The following is a 19,172-nucleotide window of genomic DNA, read 5'->3' on the forward strand; positions in this document are numbered from 1 at the left end:
GTTAATTTGACTGATAGGTAAGGTGCATACCCTGCAGTTAAGGACCATAAGTTCGTTATTTTAGGTTAGATAAGGTTCTTAACCAGATTTACTCAACCTAATCCAATCAAGCTAAAAAGCACAAAATTTAAAAACCTCTCAAAAAATTGCAAAAGCCAAAAAAAGATGACATTTTTTCACGAAGAAAAACGGTTACAATAAGTTTATTAAGAAATCGCTTGCAAAAACAAGGAGGAAATTAAAATGACAGAGAAAAAATATATTATGGCAATTGATCAAGGGACTACTAGCTCAAGAGCAATTATTTACGATAAAAAAACGAACACAATTGGGAGCTCACAAAAAGAGTTCACTCAAATTTTCCCACAAAGCGGATGGGTAGAACATAACCCGAATGAAATCTGGAATTCTGTACAATCTGTAATTGCTGGGGCGTTTATTGAATCCGGTGTCAAACCAGAAGAAATCGCTGCAATTGGAATCACAAACCAACGTGAAACGACGATTATCTGGGATAAAGAAACAGGTCGCCCTATTTACAATGCGGTTGTATGGCAATCACGTCAATCAGCACCTATTGCAACTAAACTCCATGAAGCTGGGCATTCTGAAATGATTCATGAAAAAACTGGGTTGATTATTGACTCTTATTTCTCAGCTACTAAAATTCGTTGGATTCTTGACCACGTAGAAGGCGCTCAAGAACGTGCTGAAAAAGGCGAGTTGATGTTTGGAACAGTTGATACTTGGTTGGTATGGAAATTAACAGGTGGAGAATCATTTGTTACCGACTATTCAAATGCCAGCCGTACGATGTTATTCAACATTCATGACTTAGAATGGGATCAAGACATTTTAGACTTATTAAATATTCCACGTGCTATGATGCCGGAAGTTAAATCCAATTCAGAAGTTTACGGACACACAACGAACTATCATTTTTATGGTGCTAATATTCCTATCTCAGGAATGGCTGGAGACCAACAAGCCGCTTTATTCGGACAAATGGCTTTTGAACCAGGAATGGTGAAAAACACTTATGGAACAGGTTCGTTTATCGTTATGAACACTGGTGAAAAACCACAATTATCTGAAAATAATTTATTGACTACTATTGGATATGGAATCAATGATAAGGTATACTATGCATTAGAAGGAAGTATTTTTGTAGCCGGATCTTCAATACAATGGTTGCGTGACGGACTTAAAATGATTGAAAATTCTGCTGACTCAGAAGCATTAGCTAAAGCTTCTAAAAGCGACAATGAAGTATTTGTTGTACCAGCCTTTACTGGACTGGGCGCACCTTACTGGGATTCAGATGCACGAGGATCTGTTTTCGGATTGACACGTGGAACAACTAAAGAAGACTTTGTTAAAGCTACTTTACAATCCATTGCTTATCAATCGCGTGACGTTGTAGATACCATGAATAAAGACGCTGGCATCGACATTCCACTATTGAAAGTAGATGGGGGAGCAGCCAATAATGACTGGTTATTGCAATTCCAAGCAGACATCTTAGGCACAAAAGTTCAACGCGCATCTAACCTAGAAACGACTGCTTTAGGAGCAGCTTACTTAGCTGGTTTAGCTGTAGGATTCTGGGAAAGCATGGATGAAATCAAAGACATGTATGAAGAAGGTGGTATCTTTGAACCGCAAATAGCAGAAGAAGAGCGCGAAAAATTATACAAAAACTGGAAGCTAGCGGTTAAAGCGACTCAAGTATTTAAGCCTGAAGCATAAAAGGAGGAAAACGAATTATGGTGTTTTCTATTGAACGAAGAAAACAAGATATAAAAGCATTAAAAGAAGAAACATTGGACGTTTTAATTATTGGTGGAGGGATTACAGGTGCTGGAACTGCTTTGCAAGCCAGCGCCTCTGGTCTTAAAACAGGACTTGTTGAAATGCAAGACTTTGCAGAAGGAACCTCTTCTCGTTCGACTAAATTAGTTCACGGTGGATTGCGCTATTTAAAAAACTTCGATGTTGAAGTTGTAGCGGATACTGTTCAAGAACGTGCTGTCGTACAAGGAATCGCACCTCACATTCCAAAAGCAGACCCAATGATTTTGCCGATCTATGACGAACCAGGTTCAACTTTTTCTATGTTCTCTCTAAAAGTAGCGATGGATCTGTACGATCAATTAGCTAGTGTTACTGGAACAAAATATGCGAACTACACATTAACAAAAGAGGAAGTTCTAGAACGCGAACCACAACTAAAAAGTGACGGCTTATTAGGTGCTGGAGTTTACTTGGACTACCGTAACAATGACGCTCGTTTAGTGATTGAAAACATCAAACGTGCTGTTGCAGATGGCGGACATATGGTCAGCCGTATGAAAGTTGTCGGTATCCTACATGACGAAAACAATAAAGCTAGTGGAGCAACAGTAGAAGACTTGCTAACGGGTGAAACATTTGACATCAAAGCTCGTGTTGTCTTAAATTCAACTGGACCTTGGTCTGATACGATTCGTCAAATGGATGATAAACTTGACGCTGTTCCACAAATGCGTCCAACTAAAGGGGTTCATTTGGTAGTAGACCGTGATAAATTACACGTTCCCCAACCGACTTATTTCGATACAGGAAAAAATGATGGCCGTATGGTATTTGTGATTCCTCGTGAAGAAAAAACTTACTTTGGAACAACGGATACAGACTACACAGGCGACTTTGCACATCCGACTGTTACTCAAGAAGATGTGGATTACCTATTGGAAGTCGTTAATAACCGTTACCCATCAGCTGATATTAAGCTTAACGATATCGAGTCAAGTTGGGCAGGATTGCGTCCATTGATCTCTTCAAATGGCGGATCTGACTACAATGGTGGGAACAGTAAACCAATCAAAGACGAAAGTTTTGATAAAGTCATTTCTACGATCGAGCAATTCCAAAAAGGTGAAGTTGACCGTTATACCGTAGAAGACGTTTTGAAAAACATCGAAACCGGCAATTCAGAATCAGAAGATAATCCTTCAGCGATTTCCCGTGGAAGTGCTTTGGATATTGATGAAGATGGCTTGATTACAGTAGCTGGTGGTAAATTAACCGATTACCGTAAAATGGCGATTGGGGCTATGAAAGCTGTTATTGAAATCTTAGAAAACAACTTCAATTTGTCTTATGAATTGATTGATTCTGCTAAATATTCAGTATCTGGTGGAGAAATCAACCCGCAAGAAGTGGATGAAGAAACAGATAAATTAGCAGAACTAGGTATTGAAAAAGGCTTAAGCGAATCCGAAGCAACTTACCTTGCTCACTTATACGGTTCAAACGCTCCGAAAGTATTTGCTTTAATTGAAGAAGTAGAACAAATCGAAGGATTAACATTGGCAGATACCGTAAGTTTACGGTATGCTATGGATGAAGAGATGGCGTTAACACCAGCGGACTTTTTAATCCGTCGCACAAATCACATGTTGTTTATGCGCGACACTTTAGATGGTATAATAGAACCAGTGATTGCTGAAATGGCCCGCTATTATGGCTGGACAGATGAAGCAAAAGCTGCTCACACTGTGAAATTAAACACTGCAATTGCAGAGTCTGATTTAAAAAAATTAAAAGGAGATGGAAATAGATGAGTGGAGATATGTTACAAATTTTCAGCGAGTTCTTAGGAACGATGATGCTAGTGTTGCTTGGAGACGGAGTATGTGCTGCCGTTAACTTGAAAAAAAGTAAAGCTGAAGCATCAGGATGGGTTGTTATTGCACTTGGATGGGGAGCAGCCGTAACGATTGCAGTATATGTTGCAGGATCTATGGGACCAGCACATTTAAACCCAGCTGTAACACTTGGTATGGCTATTATTGGTAATTTTGATTGGGCATTAGTATTGCCGTTTATTATTGCACAAGTACTTGGAGGTATTTTGGGAGCTGTTCTAGTATGGTTAACTTATATGCCACACTTTAAAGAAACAAAAGACCAAGCTAGTATTTTAGGAACTTTTGCAACTGGTCCAGCTATTCGCAACACTGTTGGTAACGTAATGTCAGAAGTTATTGGTACATTCGTATTAGTATTTGCTCTTATGATGTTTGGTAAAAACACATTTACTGATGGATTAAACCCATTAGTAGTTGGTGTCTTAATTCTTTCAATTGGTCTTTCTCTTGGAGGATCAACAGGGTACGCAATCAACCCTGCACGTGACTTAGGTCCACGTATTGCGCATCAATTGTTACCTATCGCAAACAAAGGAAACTCTGACTGGGGTTACTCTTGGATTCCAATAGTAGCACCAATGATTGGTGGAGCTATCGCAGCATTACTTTACATTGTAATTGTCTAATAGTTACTAAATAGGTAACCTCTTGTTTGTACAAATTTGTATAAATAAGAGGTTATTTTTTTTGGCTAATTTTTTTATGGATTGAAAGTTTTATGATAGTCTTGATGAGCTGAAATATTCCTTGAGAAAAATGAATTGTTAATAATTTGTCTCACTCTTTCGTGAAATGGTGTTGCATGAAAGAGTGAGGTTCTAGATGAAGTGTACTCTTCCTTGTAATAGGTCTCCACGAAAGAGAATAAAGTAAATCACTTATAGTAAAAAAATAGCTTGTTTCTTAAAGATTCAACCGTCGAAATAGTCGAAATTTCGCCTTATTTTACTGTTGGAAAACATGGTATACTGCATAAACAAACAGTAAGGGGGATCTTTATGGAACAAAAAAGTAAGTCAAAGCGAAAAAAATTTAAAGTCGTGCTGGTTATTTTTTTGATAACCCTTTTGATCCTGGTTTTTAACAATATCTATGAAAATAGAACTTTAGCGCAAATGAATGAAACCTATAAATTATCCGATACATTTAAACAAGAAAGTTTCTTAGAGAGGTCAACATTTGTAACTGAACGAGATGACGAGGTAACAATCGCTGTCCTAGGCAGCAGTGTAACGCTTGGGAAAGGTGCTACTGAAGATCAACCTGTGTGGGGTGATTTACTGGAAGTTGATTTAAATGGGATGGATGGAATTAATGCTAAAGTAATCAATCATGGCTACAGCGGTTACAGTACTGCTGATCTGATTTCAAGGAAAAAAATTGATGCAGTTATTAAAGATAAACCGGATATCGTTATTTTTGAATTGTGTTTGATCAATAATAATCGCTATCCGCAAAATGATATCAATCAAACAAAACTAGATATTCAATGGATCATGGATCGTTTCAGTGAGGAATTGCCCGATACTTTAGTTATACTGCAAACAGCAAATCCTACTATTTACAATGATGTATTCTTGGAAGATGGTAAAGTAACTTATGATGAATACAATAATGAGATCGCTGAATACGTTAAAGTACAACAATGGCCATTTATTGATACTTATCATTTGATGCAAACCAAAATGGAAGACCAAAATCTAGCACTTGAAGAAATTTTGGATGATAATGTCCATCCCAATGGAGTTGGCTATGGCTTGTGGTTTGAATTGCTGAAAGAGAGATTGAATATGCCGGTGAAGGAACTTCATTAAGAATAAAAGAGTAACGCAAAGAGGCAGCCATTTTTATGGCTGCTTTTTTAGTTTGAGCGTTCATTTATTTCTAGCACCAGTTATGTGTAGTATGATCAATTGCATCTTCATCAAATGAACTGCTTCTTCATCAGGCAACGCCATCCGTTTGTCCAAAGCTTCTATGGCACGTAAATAGTTTGATTTGTTCCGCTTTTTGATTACTATCATAAAGTTCGCCTCCTCTTTATTTAAAGTACGCAAAAAATAAGAGGACAATTCAAGGGTTCATAAACTAAAACTAGATAGTGAATCTGTATGTGGACTTAATTTATCAAGGTATATCTTCTATTTTTTAATAATTGTAAAGTAAATTGGTTATTTTGGTTTTTTATTTCATTATATTATTATTTATATTGAAATAAAATTCCGATTAAGCTATACTCTATTGAAAGGGGATACATATTTAATATAGAGGCTTTGATAAGGAGGGTAGCAATACAAGAATAAGATGAAATAAATTTGAAGCTAGATAGATAAATACTAAAGTATCCTTAACAAAAATTCAATTCAATTCGATAATAGGAGGAAAAAAGATGAAAGTTATTATGGTTTGTTCTGGTGGAATGTCAAGTGCAATCGTGGTTAAAGCAATTAAAGCGGAAGCTGCAAAACAGGATTTTGATTTGGATATGATCGCAGTAGGGTCTGGAGCAGTAGAAGATGAATTAAAAGATGGTGATTACAAATTGTTATTGGTAGCACCTCAAGTAAAACACCAATTTGCGACATTTGAAAAATATGCAAATGAAAACGGTGTCCCAATTGCTAAAGTTGAACCGATGGGCTATACACCAATTGGAGCGCCAAAAACGTTAGAGTTGATTAAAAAGTACCGTTAATTTTTTTACTTGATTCATGCATTTGTTTATTATTATAGATTGTAAAAGGAGAGTAAATATGACGAATTTTCTGAATTGGCTTGAAACAAAATTCATGCCGCCTTTAGCTAAGTTATCGGAACAAAAACATTTAAAAGCCATCCGTGATGGGGTTATCTCGACATTATCTTTAATTATTATTGGGTGTTTCTTCTTAGTTATTGGAAATCCACCAATCGCGTCTTGGGCTGAAGCAATTGCACCGTATGCAGCACAAATTGCGATTCCGTTCCGTATCACAACTGGTCTAATGTCATTATATGCAGCTTATGGTATGGGGTATAGTTTATCAAAATCTTATAAGTTAGATGGAGTTTCCGGTGGGGTTCTTTCGTTAGCAACCTTTTTAATGTTAACGGTTCCAGTGAACGTTGATGCCTCCCTTCCTGAAGGCGAAGCAATTGGTTGGGTTCTGCCAATGGGAAATCTTGGTGGATCAGGAATGTTTTCAGCTATTTTAGCCATGATTTTTGCAGTTGAAGTGCTACGTTTATTTAAGCAAAAAAACTTAATGCTTAAAATGCCAGAACAAGTACCAGAATCGGTTGCCAGAAGTTTTGAAGCCTTGATTCCAGGTACATTTGTCATTGTCTTTGTTTGGATCATTCGTGTTTTGCTTGGCTTTGACATCAATCAAATCCTAATCAATATCTTTACACCATTAAACAATATTTTAGGAAATAATTTATTAGGCGTCTTGCTTCCGGTAGTCTTGATTACCATGTTATGGGCAGCTGGAGTGCATGGTGTAAGTGTTATTGGTTCAATCGTACGCCCAATGTGGCTAGTTATGCTTGAAGCAAATGGTCAAGCATTGGTTAGTGGAACACCTGGTAATGAATTGCCTTATATCGCACCTGAACAATTCTACCAATGGTTAGTATGGATCGGTGGATCTGGTGCGACACTATCGTTATGTATTTTATTGTTGTTTACCAAATCAGCTTATTTAAAACAAGTTGGACGTTTTTCAATTATTCCGTCTATCTTTAACATCAATGAACCACTGATTTTTGGAACACCGATTGTAATGAATCCGATCTTAGCGATTCCATTCGTAGTTGCACCATCTGTCACAACAACGATCAGTTATTTCGCAGTGAAATTCGGGGTCATTAACGGTTTCTCAGTAAATGCTCCGTGGACTTTGCCAGCTCCAATTGGTGCGTTTTTATCAGCTGGAAATGACTGGAAAGCTGCCGCTTTAGTTATGATCAATATGACGATTGCTGCTTTGATTTACTATCCATTCGTTAAAGTTTACGATAAGAAAATGGTAGAAGAAGAACATTCAGAAATGGCAGAAAAAGATAATCTGCAAACAGATACAGTAGCGAGTTAATAGGTTTTAGAATAAGGATAAACTAGTAGAAATGTGGTTGGGACTTTTGTCTCAGCCCTTTCTTAGTTTAATAAAAGGAGGAACCATAAGTGAGAATTGCACTCATTATTTTTCTAATTATTTTTGTATTAGCAGGCGTTAAGTTGGTCGGTTTCTTACAGAAAAAAAATATTTATATCAATCGATGGATTTTTGGATTTTCGGCTTTCTTAGTCGTTTTGATTCCAACGATTCTCTTTCAAAATTTGCCAACAGCAGTAAATTACGGATTGTATTTGTTATCAGGACTTTGCGCAATCATGTTTTTTGAAACAGGGCGCATTATGATTGAAAAGAACCAAGTAAAAGGTGTCATTCGTGCCAGTCAATTTCCAAAAAAGAAAACGAAATAAGCTTATTGAATTTTCATTTATCAATAGTTAAAGAAGGTGAACAGAAATGCTAGACTACCGTAAGATACGAGAAGATGAAATCAATCAAATGGTTGCTATCAGAGATTACTGTTTTCGCAATCATTATACTGGACAAACATTGGAAGACTTTCTTCACTGGGCTAAAGTCAGCAACTCTATTGGAGCATTTAATGGAGAATCATTAGCTGGGCAAGTCATGGCGTTTCCACTAGAAATGGCTATCCATGGACAGCTGTTCCCTATGGGTGGCATTTCTTTTGTAGCTACTTATCCTGAGTATCGGAATGAGGGTGTGATGAAACAATTATTGATGCGAGTATTAGAAGAGATGCGTGCTCAAGGACAATTGGTATCCGTTTTAGGACCGTTTTCCGTTTCCTTTTACCGTCATTTTGGCTGGGATCTTTTTTTTGATAAAGTGCAGTACAGGTTCCCCTCTCATCTATTTTCAATGAAAAAAAGCGATATGGGTAACATTGAACGCTTCAATTATAATGAGAACCGGGAACAACTGGCTCGTGTAAAAGAAGTGTACCAAACATATGCTCTTAAAACGAATGGGCTGATGATTCGCAATGAAGAATGGTGGAAACGTCTTGAAATGAGACAGCCGGATGCTTCATTTGCCTTAAGTATCGACCAGAATGGACAGCCTCAAGGCTTTATCCGTTACGTGATGAACGACTTGACTTTTGAAGTATTGGATCAGATTGCTCTTAATGTGTCAGCCGAACAAGCTTTATGGGAATTCATCCGAGTCCATCGTTCAAATTTTACAGAAGTCATCGGTACAGCAGCTGTTCATCAATCATTTGGCAGTCAATGGGATGAACCCCAATTCAAAAAAGAAGTCGTGCACGATACAATGATTCGGATTGTAGACGTAGAGCGCTTTTTAGCCGCTTACCCTTTTCAAGCGTTAACCAAGCGACTGTATCTAAAAGTGACGGATGCTTTTGCTCCATGGAACCAAGGGATTTATGCCATTGATTCTCAAAGCGTTGTTAAGGTAAATGAGCAAGAGGTTGCACAAGAAGACTGCCTAGAGATGGATATTGCAAGTCTGTCCTCTTATCTAGCAGGCTACCATGAATTGAACTGGTACCATTATCACGAAAAAGCTATCGTTTCAGAGTGTGTTTTAAACGAATGGGGTCGAGTTGTTCCCAAAGAGCAGCCGCAATTTTATGGGCATTTTTAACTTTAAAGAAAAGAGGAAATAAGAATGAGAAGATTAGGCATTTCAGTTTATCCAAACCATAGTTCAGTTCCAGAAATCAGAGAGTATATTGACTTGGCAGCACGTTACAATTTTAAACGAGTGTTCACGTGTTTGTTATCGGTAGAAGGAGATAAAGATACGATCGTCCAAGAGTTCACAGATGTGATCATGCATGCAAAAGAAAAAGGCATGGAAGTGATTGCGGATGTCAGTCCAAAAGTATTTGGCGAACTCGGAATTAGTTACAATGACTTAACGTTTTTTAAAGAAATTGGTGCGGATGGTATCCGTTTAGACATGGGATTTACCGGAAATGAAGAATCGATTATGACCTTTAATCCGCAAGACTTGAAAATTGAATTAAATATCAGCAGCGGAACAAAGTACTTAGACAATATTATGAGCTATCAAGCCAATGCGGCTAATTTAATGGGATGTCACAATTTTTACCCACACCGCTACACGGGTTTGAATTATGATCATTTTATCGAAACGAGTAAGCAATACAAAGAACATGGGCTAGTAACGGCTGCTTTTGTCAATTCGCCATCTGCTCATATCGGTCCTTGGCCGGTGGATGAAGGGTTATGTACATTGGAGATGCACCGAGAATGGCCGATTGAGGTTCAAGCCAAACATCTATGGGCTACTGAAGTGATCGATGATGTAATCATTGCCAATGCTTTTGCCAGTGAAGCAGAACTTAAAGCGTTGAGTGAATTGAATCCTTACCAATTAACACTGACATGCGAATTAGAAGCAGATGTTCCTGAATTGGAAACAAAAATTGTTACAGAAGAATTTCACTTTAACCGTGGAGACGTATCGGATTATGTGGTTCGTTCAACGCAAAGTCGTGTGAAATATAAAGGGCATGAATTTGCTCCATTCAACACACCGGATATGAAAAAAGGCGATATTATTATCGAAACGTCTTTATACGCGCATTATGCCGGTGAATTACAAGTAGCCTTGAAGTCAATGAAAAACTCTGGCAAATCCAATGTTGTCGGACATGTTGTAGAAGAAGAACAATTTTTACTGGATTACTTAAAACCGTGGCAAAAATTTCAATTTAAACTAAAAATAAACAGCTAAAGGAGAAAATAAAAATGGAAGATTTGGAAATGATTATTTTTGACATTATTGGGCATGGAGGAAATGCTCGTGCTTTAGCGTATGAAGCTTTAGAAAAAGCTCGTGCTGGGGTATACGAAGAATGTGATCAATTGATGGAAGAGTGCAAAAAAGAAATGAATCTGGCTCACAATACCCAAACGAAATTGGTTCAAGACGAGATTCGCGGAGAAGATATCAAAATTAGTTTACTGTTGATCCATGCGCAAGACCAATTGATGACATCAATGGCGGAACAAACCTTAATCATGCAAATGATCGAGATGCAAAAAGAATTGAATGCTCTAAAAAAATAATCGAGGTGATAAAATGGCCTTTGCAGTCGGAATCATGTCAGGCACATCATTAGATGGAGTCGATGCAGCACTCGTGGAGATTCATGGAACGAATACCGATACAACTGTTCAATTGATGGAATTTGCAACACTTCCATTAGGCACTGAAATTGTTAAAAAAATCAAAGAAGTCTTATCGATTGAAACGTCTTCAGTCGATAAAATCTGCAGTTTGAATGTGGAATTAGGGTATGTCTTTAGTGAAGCCGTTAAAGCTGTTTGTGAGAAAGCAGACTTCCCACTTGAAAAAGTTGATTTTGTCGCTTCTCATGGACAAACCATTTACCATTTGCCAGTACCCGGTGATCATCAATTAGCCTCAACATTGCAAATTGGCGAATCAGCAATTATTGCAGAAGAAACACAAACGACTGTCGTCTCTGATTTTAGAACGCGAGATATGGCAGTAAAAGGTCAAGGCGCTCCTATTGTGCCATATTCTGAATTTGTCTTATACCGAGATGAAAAACGAACGCGTTTATTGCAAAATGTTGGCGGCATCGGCAACGTGACGGTAATACCTGCTGGAGCACAAATGGAAGATGTTCTTGCGTTTGATACAGGCCCAGGGAATATGATCATTGATGAATTGTGTCAACAGTTCTATCAAGAAGCGTACGATAAAAATGGTGAACATGCGGCTATTGGAAAAGTAGATCAAGCCTTACTAAGTGAAATGATGGCTCATCCGTATATTGAAAGACCATACCCTAAAACAACCGGACGAGAAGATTTTGGTGTGGAGTATACTGGTGCTTTGATTGAAAAATGGAAAAATACAGTAGTGCAAGATGATTTTATTGCAACAGCTACTCAATTTACTGCGCAGTCCATTGCCGTAAATATTCGTGACTTTATGGATCACCAGTCGGATTTGATTATTGGTGGAGGAGGAAGTTACAATCCTGTTTTGGTTCAGATGATCAAAGAACAATTGCCGGGAAGAACGGTCCTTATCCAGGAAGAAGTCGGGTTTTCCTCAGAAGCGAAAGAAGCGATTGCCATGACCGTATTAGCGAACCAGACCATTCATCATTTGCCAAGCAATGTTCCAAGTGCTACAGGCGCAACGAAACCTGTTATATTAGGAAAGATAACGTATGTTCATTAGATTGCTTTCTTTTGAAAATTCCTGTATCTTTTGATTATACGAGGTGAAACAGCATGATTAGAAATAATATTTTAGGTCGAATTAAAAGTGTCCTTGATGATCTTCCCAATTCTGAGAGGAAAATCGGTGAGTACATTCTTACAAATCCTGAAGAAACAATCAAAATGACAACCGCTCAACTGGGAACAGCCGCAGAATCGAATTCGACCGCTGTTATTCGATTGTGCAACCGTATTGGAGTTAATGGGTTTACCAAACTAAAAGTCGATTTATCCGCAGAAATCGTATCGATAGATGAATCGGGTTATGCAGAAATAGAAGCGGAAGAAACTATCAGCGATATTAAAAGTAAACTATTGGCTAATGCCTTTAAATCAATGGAAGAAACTAGTGCATTGATGAATGAATTTGACATTGAGCGTGTCGTTGAACTGATTGAAGCAGCTTCTATTGTTTATGTATATGGTGTGGGGAATTCGCGTATTATTGCTGAAAATATGGTTCAGAAGTGGAGTAGAGTAGGCAAAATAGTTGTCTGCCCTACCGATAATCATCAATTGGTATCCATGCTAGGAGCAGCTCCAAAAAATGCACTGTTTTTTGGCATCTCCAATTCAGGAGAAACGAGAGAAATTATCGAACTGATTAAACTAGCCAAAAAAAGTTTCATGAAAACTATTGGACTGACTCAATTTGGACAAAATAGCCTAGCGAATAAAGCTGACTATACGATACAAACTGTAAAAACAATTGAGACAGACAATCAGTTTATTTCGAGCTCGCTACATGCACAACTCATTGCGATTGATGTTCTGTTTTACGCGTTTCTGTCTAAAAACTATATAACTAGTACTGAGAGAATCAAACAATCAAGAGAAGAAATGGATCAGTATAAGAAGAGATAGGGTGTTAGTAATTTCATAAGATTAGTTGGAAGATACTTAAGAGAAATTCTTAGGTATTCTTTTTTTGGTTAAATTTAAATCGTTTAGCTTAGAGCATACAGTTAATTTAAGTAATCTATTAGTTTGGGATTTGTCTTTCTTAGAGGGTAAGTTATACTAGTATTAAAAACAGTCTAAACGGTAGTATTAATGCGTAAAAAAACATGGAAATAGGAGATTTGTTATGAAAAAACGTGAATTTGTAGTCCAAGATATATTAAGTAAAATTTATCAAGAACATTATTCAGATGGTAAGTTGCCTACGCAAAGAAGTTTAGCTATTCAATATGAAGTTTCACGATATACGATACAAGAAGCTATCAATAGCTTAAGTGATATTGGTGTCGTTCAAGTCGTTCAAGGGTCAGGAACATTTATCCGCAAAGATGCTAAACAAAATCCTTTGATTTATAACTCTTTGACAAGAAATTCCTATGATAGAATCAGTTCAAAAATAGTTTTTTTGGAAAAGCAACCTGCTTTAGAAGAAGACCGACAAATTTTTGAATTAGATGACGAACAATTTGTTTGGGTCTTTCAGCGTATTCGAATAGTAAACTATAAAATAACACAAATTGAAACATCAAAATTACCGGTTTCACTTTTTCCTGATTTAACTTCTAGCATTGTTGAAGACTCTATCCAAAAATATGTACAGCAATCAGGATATGATATTTCACATTATATAACGAGTTACACTCCCGTTTTAATCACTAAGAAACAATCTGAATTATTGCTTTGCAAGAAAGGTACTCCAGCAATGAAAATTATTAATCGCGGTATTTTGAAAACTGGACAAGTTTATGAATACAGTGAAGTAACAGCTATTGATTATATATGCACTTATATTATTCCCTTTAATAAGGAAAGCCATCAGACTAGACAAAATGATTGACTGAAAAAGACCCTGCCACATATTTTTGTATATGTAGTAGGGTCTTTTCTAGTTTTTGATTAAGGAGTAACGATTGTGCCATCAGGTGTACGACTTTGTGTCCATTCATGAGGTCGATAGACAATTGGATACTCTTCAGCTAATTCTTCATTGAAATCAACACCAATCCCAGGTTTATCAATAGGATAAAAGTAGCCTTTTTCAGCTACTGGTACATGTGAAAAGAGGCTAGCTGTATTTTCAGGAACTACTATATTTTCTTGTACAGCAGCATTATGAAGATGGATGTTTAAGTGCGTATTTACAGCAATACCAATTGGCGTAATATCAGATGGAGTATGCCAAGCCATCCGAATTCCCATAGCATCACAAAAATGTGCCAACTTAATAGCAGGTGTGATTCCACCTAATTGTGAGACATGTGCACGCATATAATCTATTTCACGGTTCTTAACGAGAGACTGCCATTCCATTGGGTTATTAAATAATTCGCCGGTAGCAATTGGAGTAGATGATTGAGAACGAATTTGTTTTAACCATTCATTTTGATCAGGTGGTAATAGATCTTCTAAGAAAAATAAATTAAATTCTTCAGATTTTTTAGCAAATTGAACTGCTTGATTTGGATAAAGACGTTCATGGACATCATGGAGCATTTGGAAAGAGTTGCCATATTTATTTCGAATAGCAGCAAACATTTTCAAGGTTGTATCCATGTATTGGTATTGATCAAAATAAGAACCTTCAGAGGTGTTTTTAGGTGTATTCAATTCAGTAGCTGGCCCGCCATAAAAACCTAGTTGACAACGGATGTATTGGTAACCTTCTGAAAGGATACTGTCGATTTCTCCGTATAGATCATCTAAATTGTCTGCCACTGCATGTGTATAACTGGCAATAGCATCTCTAGATTTTCCACCTAATAATTGATAAAGTGGCATATCACATAATTTTCCTTTAATATCCCAAAGAGCCATATCTATTCCTGAAATGGCATTATTAATTACTGGTCCGTTTCTCCAATAAGAGTTAACCGTCATCATTTGCCACAAATCTTCAATATTATTAGCATCTTTACCGATTAGTAGAGGTTTTAAATACTCGTCAACCATGCCCTTAACCGCTAATGGGCGTTGTTGGAAAGTTGCACAACCATAACCAGTAACCCCTCTATTTGTTTCTACTTTTACTACTACTAAATTATGGCGATCTGGTTTGATGGTATAGCTTTTGATATCTGTGATTAACGTTGGTTTCATGTTCAAACCTCTTTTCCTTTTTTTAAGACTACATGTATATTGAAACATGTAATAGGAGCGACTGTCAATTTGGTATGAAAAGATAGAGGTATATGAATAAAAACCAGACCAATAATAAAATAAAAACCTAAAAAAGCTGTTATATCAAAGGATTTCTCTAATTTTTCTGTATTTAGGACTGTTTTTATAATTTAGCATATTGTGCTATTATTCAAGTTGTAAACGGAAACAAAAAATAAACAGAGAAAAAGGGTGGGGAATCAAATGAAAAAAGAAGACGTTGCAAAACAAATCATTCAACATGTCGGCGGCGAATCAAATATAAATAATGCTTGGCATTGTATGACTCGTTTAAGATTTAATCTTAAAGATAAAGAAAAGGTAAACTATAAAGAATTAGAAAAGATACCTGGTGTAGTAGGGACAAAATTTCAAAGTGATCAATTGCAAATTGTTATCGGGACAAATGTAGCGGATTATTATGAAGTATTAGCTAAAGAATTAGGTATCGAAAATGAATCAGATAGCAACAATAATCAACAAAGTGAGAAAAAAGGATTAGTTTCTTTATTTATGGACACGGTTTCTGGCGTTTTTGGACCGATAGTACCGGCCATTGCAGGTGCTGGTATGATAAAAGGATTGATGGCTGGTCTGGTTGCTTTGAATGTTATTTCTAATGAAACTCCAACTTTTCAAGTAATTGACATGTTAGCTAGTGGAGTCTTTACGTTCTTGCCATTTTTTGTAGCAGCATCTGCAGCACGCATTTTTAAAACGAATCAGTATCTCGCTATTGCAATTGCTGCAACATTACAATTTCCAACGATGACTGCAGCTGCAGCAGCAGGCGAAATCTCAAGCTTTATGCTTTTCGGCATTCTTCCTGTACCTGTATTTAACTATGCCGGAACGGTAATTCCTATTATCTTTGCAGTTTTAGCATTAAGTTATATTTACCGATGGGTTGACAAAGTTTTACCAGAAATATTGCGTACTGTATTTACACCAACGATTTCATTATTTGTTGGAGGATTAATTGCTTTAACGGTAATAGGGCCTATCGGAATCCATGCTGGTAATCTGCTTGCTGCTGGAGTGAGTTGGTTGTTTACTATTTCGCCAATTTTAGCCGGTGTGGTAGTTGGGTTGATCAGACCAATCGCTATCCTTACAGGCTTACATCATGCTATGACGCCAATTGCGTTGCAAAACTTTGCTAATCAAGGTTACGACATGTTAATGCCGATGATGTTTATGGCTAATATGGCTATAACCGGTGCAACGGTTGCTTTATATAAAAAAGTTCAAACAAAAGAAGAAAAATCGATTATCTTATCAGCAGCATTTTCAGGACTGCTAGGTATAACTGAACCTGCATTATTCGGGGTACTAACAAAGTATAAAAAAGCATTTCTTGCAGCAACTATTGGTAGCGCAGTTTCTTCTGCTTTCATAAGTTTCTTTGGCGTAAGAATTTATGGGTACATTTTATCAAGTATTTTCAGTCTACCAGCTTATATTGGTCAATATTTTATTTATGCAGTATTAGGAATTATCATTGCAATCGGAGTTTCGTTTGCCATTACTAGTTTTTTAGTACCAAAACAAATAGTAGAGGAAAGTTCAAACGAAGTTCAATTGAGTGCCGTTACGGATGGCCTGTACGTTCCTTTAGAAGATGTAAATGATGATGTATTTTCAACAAAAATGATTGGTGACGGTTATGCTATGAAATCTACTTCAGGAGATATTTATTCACCTGTTTCTGGTACAGTTAAAACAATTTTTCCAACGAAACATGCGATTGGGCTAGTGACAGAAAATGGACTTGAAATTCTTGTTCATATGGGAATTGATACAGTGAGTTTAAATGGAGAAGCGTTTGATATTTTTGTCAAAGTAGGAGAGTCCGTAACACCTAAGACAAAAATTGCTCATATTAGTTTAGAAAAAATTAAACAAGCTCAAAAAGATGATACGATCATTGTTGTTGTCACTAATATGGACAAAGTTCAAAAGTTATCAGGTGAAAATAATCTTGAAGGTGAACATCTTGCAGGAAGTACATTAGGAAATGCTACCTTATCTTAAAAACTGAGATAATAATTTTTAAAGGAGTTTAAAGAATGAAAAAAGTGAATATTTTGCAACGAATAGAAGAAGCGGGAGTCATAGCTGTTCTTAGAGGTGAGACGAAAGAAGAAGTTTTAAAAACGAGTCATGCCGTTATTAAAGGCGGAATTAGGAGCATAGAATTAACCTTTACTGTTCCAGAAGCTAATGAAATCATAAAAGAATTGGCTGATTATTATAAAGGCCATGATGATGTGGTCATAGGCGCTGGGACTGTACTGGATGCAACAACAGCACGCTTAGCTATTATGGCTGGTGCTCAATATATTGTGAGTCCGAGTTTTAATCCAGCTACTGCGGAAATGTGTAATCTTTATCAAATTCCATACTTACCAGGTTGTATGACCATTACTGAGATGGAAACAGCTCTTAAAAGCGGTGTTGATATTGTCAAATTATTCCCTGGAAGTGTCTATGGTCCTAGTGTGGTCAAGGCGTTTAAAGCTCCGTTGCCTTATCTAAATATCATGCCTACAGGTGGTGTCAGCATAGACAATATGGCAGAGTGGTTCAATGAAGGCGTAGTGGCTGTCGGAGTTGGTGGAAATTTATTAGAGCCAGTAAAAACTGGAGATTTTGATAAAGTAACAGAGTTAGCAGCACAATATATGGATAAATACCGCGAAATAAAAGGACTAAAATAATATGGAGAAAGTTGTAACACTGGGTGAAATCATGCTGCGACTCTCAACAAATCCTGGAGAACGTCTTGCACATGCTCAACAATTTGAGGTTTGTTATGGAGGTGGGGAAGCGAATGTTGCTATTTCGCTTGCTAACTATGGTCATGAAGTATCTTTTGCCAGCAAAGTTCCCAATAATGCTTTAGGTCAATCCGTTAAAAAATTTCTGAATAGTTATGGAGTATCGACTACACAGTTACTTTTTGGTGGTCAGCGTCTAGGATTGTATTACTTGGAAGCAGGAGTAGGAAAGCGATCAGCAAATGTGATTTATGATCGAGTGGGTTCCAGTTTTGGCGATATGAAAAAGATTGAATGGGATATAAATGCGCTCTTTGAAGATGTTGATTTATTCCACATTTCTGGAATTACTCCTGCACTTTCGAAAGAATGGAAGAATCTGACATTAGATTTAATCAAAATTGCTAAAAAAGCTGGAGTTAAGATCAGTTTTGATATCAACTACCGTTCTAAGATGTGGAGTTTAGAAGAGGCAAGAGAGACAATTAAATTAATTCTACCATATGTAGATTACTGTTCAGCTGGAGATATGGATGCCAGATATATTTTAAATATTCCTACGTATAGTGGAAATACAGATGATAAAAATGAAATGGTTTATTACTATCAAGAAATGCAGAGACTGTTCCCTAATATTGAAGTTTTTTACTCAACCAAAAGAATGATTCATTCAGCAACTGAAAATGATTTAACCGGTAATTTATGGATGGATAAAAAATATTATGAGTCTGATTGTCATAATATAAATCCTATTGTTGACCGTATAGGAGGCGGAGACGCCTTTTCTGGTGGCGTTTTACATGGACTTCTATGTCAACATGATCCTCAAACGATTATAAATTTTGCAACAGCAGCATCTGCATTGAAACATACAGTCTATGGTGACTGTAATCAATTTAGTGTTTCTGAAGTAAACAATTTTTTGGAAACAGGAACTGGGAAAATAAATCGTTGAAGACTAAATTTAGTTAGAGGATAGATTAATAAGTAATACAAAAATTTTAGTTCTAAGAAAGTGTAAATAATAAATGGTCATTGTTGAGTTTGCCTTACACAGCAATGGTCACTTATTGACACCTCTCATTTGATACAAAATAATTATAACCATCTAGGTAGCTTAAATTATAGCATTTGAATTGAACTGATAAATGAACGACTGAGTGTTTCCGCTGAAAATGTTACACTCATATTATAAAGAAACTCAAAAAGGCAGTCACTTTTGACTGCTTTTTTGAGTTTCTTTAGTTT

Annotated in this window: 18 protein-coding genes; 16 read left to right on the plus strand and 2 right to left on the minus strand. The window is 36.7% G+C overall.

Translation table 11 applies throughout. The annotated features are described in order from the left end of the window. Positions 1–243 precede the first annotated feature (243 nt). The 4 genes from glpK to NST49_RS07500 all read left to right on the plus strand — a co-directional run bounded on the left by glpK (position 244) and on the right by NST49_RS07500 (position 5,506). Positions 244–1,749, plus strand: coding sequence for a glycerol kinase GlpK (glpK, locus tag NST49_RS07485; RefSeq protein ID WP_341047826.1), 1,506 nt, complete (start codon positions 244–246; stop codon positions 1,747–1,749). Between the two features lie 17 nt (positions 1,750–1,766). Beyond that, a complete protein-coding gene (gene glpO, locus NST49_RS07490) occupies positions 1,767–3,605 on the plus strand; it encodes a type 1 glycerol-3-phosphate oxidase (RefSeq protein ID WP_341047827.1) in 1,839 nt (612 codons plus the stop codon). Further along, positions 3,602–4,318, plus strand: a complete 717-nt coding sequence (locus tag NST49_RS07495) for an MIP/aquaporin family protein (protein WP_341047829.1) — start codon at positions 3,602–3,604, stop codon at positions 4,316–4,318. Before glpO ends, NST49_RS07495 begins: the two co-directional genes overlap by 4 nt. Positions 4,319–4,690: 372 nt before the next feature. Beyond that, positions 4,691–5,506, plus strand: coding sequence for an SGNH/GDSL hydrolase family protein (locus tag NST49_RS07500; protein WP_341047831.1), 816 nt, complete (start codon positions 4,691–4,693; stop codon positions 5,504–5,506). Between the two features lie 60 nt (positions 5,507–5,566). On the opposite strand, the gene NST49_RS07505 is transcribed toward NST49_RS07500, so the two are convergent. Next, positions 5,567–5,716: a hypothetical protein gene (locus NST49_RS07505; protein WP_341047833.1), complete on the minus strand. Its 150-nt coding sequence runs from the start codon at positions 5,714–5,716 to the stop codon at positions 5,567–5,569. A gap of 365 nt (positions 5,717–6,081) precedes the next feature. Here NST49_RS07505 and NST49_RS07510 point away from each other — a divergent pair, with 365 nt between their 5' ends. From NST49_RS07510 to NST49_RS07550, 9 genes are all read left to right on the plus strand, one after another. Then, positions 6,082–6,387, plus strand: coding sequence for a PTS sugar transporter subunit IIB (locus NST49_RS07510; protein ID WP_341047835.1), 306 nt, complete (start codon positions 6,082–6,084; stop codon positions 6,385–6,387). A gap of 58 nt (positions 6,388–6,445) precedes the next feature. Then, positions 6,446–7,768 carry a PTS sugar transporter subunit IIC gene (locus tag NST49_RS07515; RefSeq protein ID WP_341047837.1) on the plus strand — a complete coding sequence of 441 codons (1,323 nt, stop codon included), beginning with the start codon at positions 6,446–6,448 and terminating at the stop codon, positions 7,766–7,768. A gap of 89 nt (positions 7,769–7,857) precedes the next feature. Next, positions 7,858–8,160: a hypothetical protein gene (locus NST49_RS07520; RefSeq protein WP_034536950.1), complete on the plus strand. Its 303-nt coding sequence runs from the start codon at positions 7,858–7,860 to the stop codon at positions 8,158–8,160. Between the two features lie 46 nt (positions 8,161–8,206). Further along, positions 8,207–9,382: a GNAT family N-acetyltransferase gene (locus NST49_RS07525; protein ID WP_341047841.1), complete on the plus strand. Its 1,176-nt coding sequence runs from the start codon at positions 8,207–8,209 to the stop codon at positions 9,380–9,382. A gap of 24 nt (positions 9,383–9,406) precedes the next feature. Continuing rightward, the gene (locus NST49_RS07530; protein ID WP_341047842.1) at positions 9,407–10,501 is read left to right on the plus strand and encodes a DUF871 domain-containing protein; all 1,095 of its coding nucleotides are present in this window, start codon (positions 9,407–9,409) and stop codon (positions 10,499–10,501) included. Positions 10,502–10,515: 14 nt separating this feature from the next. Beyond that, entirely contained in the window at positions 10,516–10,836 is a 321-nt protein-coding gene (locus NST49_RS07535; RefSeq protein WP_341047844.1) for a PTS lactose/cellobiose transporter subunit IIA, read from the plus strand. A gap of 13 nt (positions 10,837–10,849) precedes the next feature. Continuing rightward, complete coding sequence (anmK, locus tag NST49_RS07540; protein ID WP_341047846.1) at positions 10,850–11,986, plus strand: anhydro-N-acetylmuramic acid kinase AnmK; 1,137 nt, start codon at positions 10,850–10,852, stop codon at positions 11,984–11,986. 53 nt (positions 11,987–12,039) lie between these two features. Further along, the gene (locus NST49_RS07545; protein WP_341047847.1) at positions 12,040–12,891 is read left to right on the plus strand and encodes a MurR/RpiR family transcriptional regulator; all 852 of its coding nucleotides are present in this window, start codon (positions 12,040–12,042) and stop codon (positions 12,889–12,891) included. A 223-nt stretch (positions 12,892–13,114) separates the two neighbouring features. Beyond that, the gene (locus NST49_RS07550) at positions 13,115–13,825 is read left to right on the plus strand and encodes a GntR family transcriptional regulator (protein ID WP_341047849.1); all 711 of its coding nucleotides are present in this window, start codon (positions 13,115–13,117) and stop codon (positions 13,823–13,825) included. Positions 13,826–13,884: 59 nt separating this feature from the next. Here NST49_RS07550 and NST49_RS07555 read toward each other — a convergent pair whose 3' ends face one another. Next, positions 13,885–15,084 (minus strand): enolase C-terminal domain-like protein, encoded by a 1,200-nt coding sequence (locus tag NST49_RS07555; protein WP_341047850.1) that lies wholly within the window; start codon positions 15,082–15,084, stop codon positions 13,885–13,887. A gap of 264 nt (positions 15,085–15,348) precedes the next feature. Between NST49_RS07555 and NST49_RS07560 the strand changes: the two genes are divergently transcribed. The 3 genes from NST49_RS07560 to NST49_RS07570 are packed head-to-tail and all read left to right on the plus strand — an operon-like array spanning position 15,349 to position 18,879. Beyond that, positions 15,349–17,178 (plus strand): glucose PTS transporter subunit IIA, encoded by a 1,830-nt coding sequence (locus tag NST49_RS07560; RefSeq protein WP_341047852.1) that lies wholly within the window; start codon positions 15,349–15,351, stop codon positions 17,176–17,178. A 35-nt stretch (positions 17,179–17,213) separates the two neighbouring features. Beyond that, the gene (locus tag NST49_RS07565) at positions 17,214–17,864 is read left to right on the plus strand and encodes a bifunctional 4-hydroxy-2-oxoglutarate aldolase/2-dehydro-3-deoxy-phosphogluconate aldolase (protein WP_341047853.1); all 651 of its coding nucleotides are present in this window, start codon (positions 17,214–17,216) and stop codon (positions 17,862–17,864) included. Position 17,865: 1 nt separating this feature from the next. Then, positions 17,866–18,879, plus strand: a complete 1,014-nt coding sequence (locus NST49_RS07570) for a sugar kinase (protein WP_341047855.1) — start codon at positions 17,866–17,868, stop codon at positions 18,877–18,879. Positions 18,880–19,172 lie beyond the last annotated feature (293 nt).

Source organism: Carnobacterium sp. FSL W8-0810, from assembly GCF_038007125.1.
GTDB classification, from domain to species: Bacteria; Bacillota; Bacilli; order Lactobacillales; family Carnobacteriaceae; genus Carnobacterium_B; species Carnobacterium_B inhibens.